This is a genomic window from Streptomyces sp. NPDC058375, from assembly GCF_042723425.1.
Lineage (GTDB): Bacteria > Actinomycetota > Actinomycetes > Streptomycetales > Streptomycetaceae > Streptomyces > Streptomyces durocortorensis.
Window position 1 is genome coordinate 1 of sequence record NZ_JBHXJG010000347.1, and the last position, 5836, is coordinate 5836.

A 5836-nucleotide genomic window follows, 5' to 3' on the forward strand; every position below is an offset into this window, starting at 1 on the left:
GTGTGCCGTACCGTTTCAGACGGCCGGCCACACCGCCGTGCCCCGGGGTAGTCCCCTCGGCGTCCAGGGGGCCGCCGGCGAGCAGGACCTCGGTGTGGGCGGGGAGCCCGGCGGGTTCCTCGGCGAGGTTGACGGCGCAGATCAGCGCATTGCCGCGGGCGAACAGCAGAAGCCCCGGGTCCTCGCGCAGCCGGCGCAGCGGCTCGGTGTGCCGTGCGGTCAGGGAGCGTCGCTGTCGCAGGGTTCCGAGGTGGCTTCCGGTCGGCTTCCCGATCAGTCCGCCGCCCCTCGGCGGCCGGCTGGGAGCGCTCTCCACGCGGTTGCATGGACCGCTCACCGAAGCACGGCCGCCGGGGCGATCGCGGGCGGGTGGCCGGGGGCCGCGGCGGCTTCGGGCTCCATGTCGGACGCCCGGCCTGCCGCGACCTCACCCCGCTTCCACCAGCGACGGTTCTTCAGCAAACCATCGCGTCGCGAACGCAAGAATATGGCAATAGTCGTGGGACATTCATCGTCCCGTGATGGACATGGCCGCCCAGAGGCGGCTACGACCGAGGTTTTCGGCTCGCCGCTAGCGGGCTCCGGCGGCCGTCCGTACGCCGCCGAAGTCGATGGCGCGGTCGGCCTCGCGCAGGACCTCCTCGGCCACCCGGCGCACTTCGGCGAGCACGTCGCCGTGCTCTTCAACGAGGCCGGCGTAGATCGGTGCTTCGGTGCTGTCTGCGGAACTCATACGGTGATTTTCCCCGTCGGTCTGGTGCGGAAAGCCCCTGCCGGTCGGCGGAGGCGGGGGCGAGTGTACGTGGTGGGCGGCGGCGGTCGCGATTCCGTTCCGGCGCGCGGACCCCGCCGCACCTGCTGGAACGGCTCCCCGCCCGGGTCTCGGCGGCGCGGGAGTGAGCGTCGTCACCGCCCGCGGCGGCCCGTACCGGGGTGCTGGACGGGAAAGCCCGCGCGGGAGGCGAGCGTGGTCAGCTCGTCGGCCCGGGCCGCCCGGAGGCCCACCACCCGCGATCCAGGAGAGATTGTCCACCGGCTCGTCGACGCCCCGCTCGGCCAGCCGGCCCGCGAAGGCGCTCACGTAGTCGTGCGGGCTGTCGTGGGCGCGCAGCACCTCCTCGCCCACGCGGGGCGCGCCGGGGCGAGCAGTGAGGCGATCGCGGCCAGGGACGTATGGATCATGTCGGCGTCGGGCCGGTCGGACATCGTGCTCTCTTCCTGCGGCCGGGCGGCCGCCGGGTCGTCGGTCGTCGTTCCGCACACGGTGGACAGTGCCTGGGGGATGAGAGGCGCTAGAGGCGTCGTCGGCGGGCCTCGGGCAGGGGCCGGTGGCCCTCGGTCCACTCGTTGACCCAGCCGCAGCCCGAGCAGGCGTACCGCCCGTCGAGGCCGGCGATCAGGGTGCCGCACCGCGCGCATCCGATGAAGGTGATCTCCGGGTGTTCCGTGACCGCCGCGTCATCGTCCGGGGAGCGCCGCTCCGGGCTGGATGAGGCCTCCATCGTCACGCGTCCGTTCCCGCCGCGTCCAGCAGGATCCGGGCGAGCTCGCGGGGCTGCGAGAACATCGGCCAGTGGCCGGTGTCCATCGTGACCAGCCGCCATCGCTCGCTCGTCAGCAGTTCGGCCACCTCGGGGCTCGGCTCGGGCCAGTCGAGCAGGCATTTGACGTACGTCGCGGGCAGCAGGCCCAGCGGACGGGTCAGGACGGCGGGACCGGTGAGGGTGGCGCCGGGGTGGGGTGTCGAGCCGCCGATGAACCGGGCGCTCTGTTCCTCGGTGAGTCCCTGGTCCGCGCAGTCGGCGACGGTCGGCGGCGGCCAGAAGCCCCCGTTGGCGGCGATGGCCGCCTCCACGCCCGCCCGGCCGTCCGGCCAGCCGGATACGAAGGACTCGCCCTCGGCCGGAACGCTGGAGTCGACGAACACGACGTGGGCGAGCCGGTCGCCGATCCGTGTCGCCGCCTGCCCGACCGGGATGCCCGCGTAGCTGTGCCCGACCAGCACCACATCGCTCAGGCCGAGGCGCTCGACCTCCTCGACGATGTCCTGGACGTGCGTCCGCTGATCCGCGGCCGCCCCCTGCTTGTCGGCGAGGCCGGACAGGGTCAGCGGGTGGACCCCGTGACCGGCCGCACGCAGGTCGGGCTCCACATCGCGCCACGCCCACGAACCGAGCCAGGCGCCTGCCACGAGTACGAATTGCGTCATGCCAGCAACGTAGCGCAGGGGCACGACAGCGCCTCGCGACCGCCGTCCCACGGCCCACGGGCTCGGACGGGCGGGCGCCCCCGGCGGGGGCCGTCACCGTCGGCGCTTCGCTATCTTCGCGGGACCGGAACGGGGTGGCGGGCGGGGTGATCGCCGTCGCCCGGCCGCCGATCGAAGGAGAGCACCTGTGCGTTCCCCCGCCACCGACCGGACCGTGGGCGTTCTGCTGCCGCGCGACCTGCCGGCCGACCGGATCCTCCCGTACGCGCGACGGGCCGAGGAGTTGGGGTTCGGCGCCGTCTGGGTGGTCGAGGACCTCGGCTTCCGCGGAGGGATCGCCCAGGCGGCCGCCGTGCTGGCGTCCACCGACCACGTCCGGGTCGGCATCGGGCTGCTCCCCGCCGGGGCCCGCAACGTGGCGTTCGCGGCGCTGGAGATCGCGTCCCTGGCGCAGCTCTTCCCCGGCCGGGTCGACGTCGCCGTGGGGCACGGCATGCCGCACTGGATGCGCAGCGTCGGTCAGTGGCCCCGGAGCCCGCTCACCTTCCTCCGCGAGTACGTCGACGCCTTGCGGGCACTTCTGCGCGGCGAACTCACGCAGCGGCGCGGGCAGTACGTCCACCTCGACGGCGTACAGCTCGACCCCGGTGCGCTGCCCGGCGTCGTGCCCGACATCCTGGCGGGCGTCCGGGGCCCCAAGTCCCTGGCGCTCTCCGGGGAGGTGGCGGACGGAACGGTCCTCGCGGAGCCGGTCGCCCCCGAGTACGCGCGGGCGGCGCTCGGGCACGTTTCCGCCGGCCGCCCCCACCGGCTCGTCGCGTACAACATCGCGTCCGTCGACGCCGACCCGCTCACCGCGCTGGCCGCCGCCCGCCGGGGGCTGGAGTGGATCGGCGAGCCCGACTGGCACGCGCACATCGCCCCGCTCCCGTTCGCCGACGAGCTGGTCGCGCTGCGGGCCGGGTGCGCGAGCCGCGAGGAGTTCGTCCGGCGCATGCCCGACGAGTGGGTCGCCCGACTCGCCGTGGCCGGGACTCCGGCACAGGCACGTGACCGCCTCGACGGACTGCGGGCGGCGGGCGTCACCGACACCGTCCTGGCCCCGGTCGGCCCCGACCCGCTGAGGGCCCTCGATTCCCTGGCTTCCGTTCTCGACGCCTGAGGCACCGCCACGATCACCTCCTCGCCTTTCGGCCGATGCCCACCGCCGATCGAACGGGATGCATTGTCGGCCGTTTCTGACTGCTTTTCGCTATGAACCGAGGCGGTGGGCGACGGCGAGGCAGGATGTTCCCGTGATGGGCAACCTTCCCGTCGTGACGACCAGTTTCGTCGGCCGCAACAGCGAACTGGTCAGCGTCGAACGGGCACTTCGAGATCATCGGCTGGTCACGCTCACCGGCAGCGGCGGGGTCGGCAAGAGCCGACTGGCCCTGCGCACGGCCGAGCGTGCCCGGGACCGCTACGCCGACGGCGTCTGGTGGGCCGACCTCTCCCATCTGCACGACGAGCAACTGCTCGCCACGACCGTCTCCGACGGGGTCGGGCTGCTGGACCACAGTCCTCGCCGCCCGGTGGCCGCGCTCGGCGAGTGGCTGTCCGGCAAGAGCCTGCTCCTCGTTCTCGACTGCTGCGAGCGGATCGTCGGCCCCTGCGGTCAGCTCGTCGCCGAACTGCTCGCCGCGGCCCCGGGTCTGACGGTCCTGGCCACCAGCAGGGAGCCGTTGGGCGCGGCGGACGAGAGGTGCGTCGAGGTGCCCCCGCTGTCGGCGGGCGACGACGGTGACGAGGCCATCCGGCTCTTCCGCGACCGCGCGGCGGCCGTCGCCCCGGGCGTCTCGCTCGACGACCCCGGGAGTGCGGCCGCCGTCGCCGAGATCTGCCACCGCCTCGACGGCATACCGCTCGCCGTCGAACTGGCCTGCGCCCAGCTCCGCGAGAGCAGCGCGCAGGAGATCACCGGGCGGCTGGCCTCCCGGATGGAGGACCTCACCGACGACACCGTCTGGCCCCGCCGCCACCGGGCCCTGCGCACCACGATCGGCTGGAGCCACGAGCTCTGCGCCCCGCTGGAGCGGCTGCTGTGGGCGCGGCTCTCCGTCTTCCGCGGTGTCATCACGACGCCGGACGCGGAGGCGGTGTGCGCGGGCGGGCCGCTGGACGCCGAGGCCGTCGCCCCCGCCCTGGAGCGCCTGGCCGACCAGTCCGTGCTCCGGCGGGCCGGGGACGGCTACCGGATGCTGGACACGCTGCGCGAGTACGGGGCGATGTGGCTGGCCGAGCTGGCGGAGGACGCGCTCCTCGCCGACCGGCACGCCCGGCACTTCGCCCATGTCGCCGTCCAGGCGTACGCGGGCTGGCTCGGGCCCTCGCAGGTCCTCTGGTACCACCGGATCGCCGACACCCACGCGGACCTGTGCGCGGCCCTGGACCATCTGCTGGCCGAGGACCCGGAGATGGCGATGGAGATGGCCGGGTGCGCCGGTCTCTTCTGGAGCTGCTGCGGCCATCTGCACCAGGCCCGTACGTATCTGGAGCGGGTGCTCGCCCTGCCGCTCTCCGCCGGTCCGCACCGCACCCGGGCGCTGTGGGCCCTGGGGATCACGCTGACGCTCCAGGGCGACCACGAGGCGGCCCGCCGCACCGGCGAGGAGTGCGAGCAGGCGGCCCGCCGCGACGAGGACCCGGAGGCGGTGCTCCTCGCGGCCCACTCCGTGAGCTTCACGTATCTGATGATGGGCCGGCCGCTCAACGCGTACTCCGTCAGCGACGGCGCGCTGGAGGACCATCCGGGCGATCCGGCCGACGCGCCCTCGCAGTTGCGCTGCCGGGTGATACGCCTGTTCGCCCTGTCCGCGCTCGGCCGGCTCGACGAGGCGTACGAGGAGGCCATGCGGCTCCAGCGGATCAGTCTGCGTTTCGGCGAGCACTGGGCGCGGGCGTACGCCGATCACCAACTCGCCCTCATCCACCTGCTCCAGGGCCGCCCCCGGCATGCCGAGAGCCACGCGCGCGCGATGCTCGCGAGCAAGCACGAGCTGCACGACAGCCTCGGCATAGCGCTCGGCCTCGATCTGCTCGCCGGAGCCATCGCGGCGCAGGGCAACGGGGTGGCCGCGGCCCGCGCCTCCGGTACGGGGCACACGTTCTGGCGCATGATCGGCCACCCGCACCGGGGCACCCCGGAGCTCGGGGCGATCCGCGAGCAGTGGGAGCTGAGGGCCCGGCAGGCCGCGGGCGACTCGGCGTACGAGCTGGCCTACCGGAGCGCCTCGGCCGACGACGCCGAACGCGGCCTGGCCCACGCGCTGGAGCGCGGGAACCCCGGTTAGGACCTGCCCCGGCTGTCCCGCACGGGCAGGCGGACCACGCAGGGGCAGCCGGGACGCTCCCGGGCCCGGGCCGCCCCCGCCGGACCAGCCCCTGCACTCGGCCGCCGGACACCTCGACGGGACACCGCTTAGCATCCGGGTATGACGTCCATCAGCCGGCTCCGTTGCGACCACGCCGAGGCCCTGCTCGCCTTCGAGCGGGAGAACCGGACCTACTTCGCCGCGTCCATCTCCGACCGGGGCGACGACTACTTCGCCGAGTTCACCGAACGCCACCGCGTCCTGCTCGCCGAGC

At 74.0% G+C, this 5836-nt stretch carries 5 protein-coding genes and 2 pseudogenes; 3 read left to right on the top strand and 4 right to left on the bottom strand.

Annotated elements, in window-relative coordinates:
- The 4 genes and pseudogenes from ACFWM7_RS32830 to ACFWM7_RS32845 all read right to left on the bottom strand — a co-directional run.
- Positions 1-316 (bottom strand): annotated as a pseudogene (locus ACFWM7_RS32830) (hypothetical protein); the annotation flags it as partial.
- 255 nt (positions 317-571) lie between these two features.
- The gene (locus ACFWM7_RS32835; RefSeq protein WP_383267765.1) at positions 572-733 is read right to left on the bottom strand and encodes a hypothetical protein; all 162 of its coding nucleotides are present in this window, start codon (positions 731-733) and stop codon (positions 572-574) included.
- A gap of 559 nt (positions 734-1292) precedes the next feature.
- A complete protein-coding gene (locus ACFWM7_RS32840; protein ID WP_383267768.1) occupies positions 1293-1502 on the bottom strand; it encodes a hypothetical protein in 210 nt (69 codons plus the stop codon).
- Positions 1503-1504: 2 nt separating this feature from the next.
- Entirely contained in the window at positions 1505-2209 is a 705-nt protein-coding gene (locus ACFWM7_RS32845; RefSeq protein ID WP_383267771.1) for an alpha/beta fold hydrolase, read from the bottom strand.
- 187 nt (positions 2210-2396) lie between these two features.
- Here ACFWM7_RS32845 and ACFWM7_RS32850 point away from each other — a divergent pair, with 187 nt between their 5' ends.
- From ACFWM7_RS32850 to ACFWM7_RS32860, 3 genes and pseudogenes are all read left to right on the top strand, one after another.
- A complete protein-coding gene (locus tag ACFWM7_RS32850) occupies positions 2397-3371 on the top strand; it encodes an LLM class flavin-dependent oxidoreductase (protein ID WP_383267774.1) in 975 nt (324 codons plus the stop codon).
- A gap of 136 nt (positions 3372-3507) precedes the next feature.
- Positions 3508-5541: an ATP-binding protein gene (locus tag ACFWM7_RS32855; RefSeq protein WP_383267776.1), complete on the top strand. Its 2034-nt coding sequence runs from the start codon at positions 3508-3510 to the stop codon at positions 5539-5541.
- 141 nt (positions 5542-5682) lie between these two features.
- Positions 5683-5836 (top strand): annotated as a pseudogene (locus tag ACFWM7_RS32860) (GNAT family N-acetyltransferase); the annotation flags it as partial.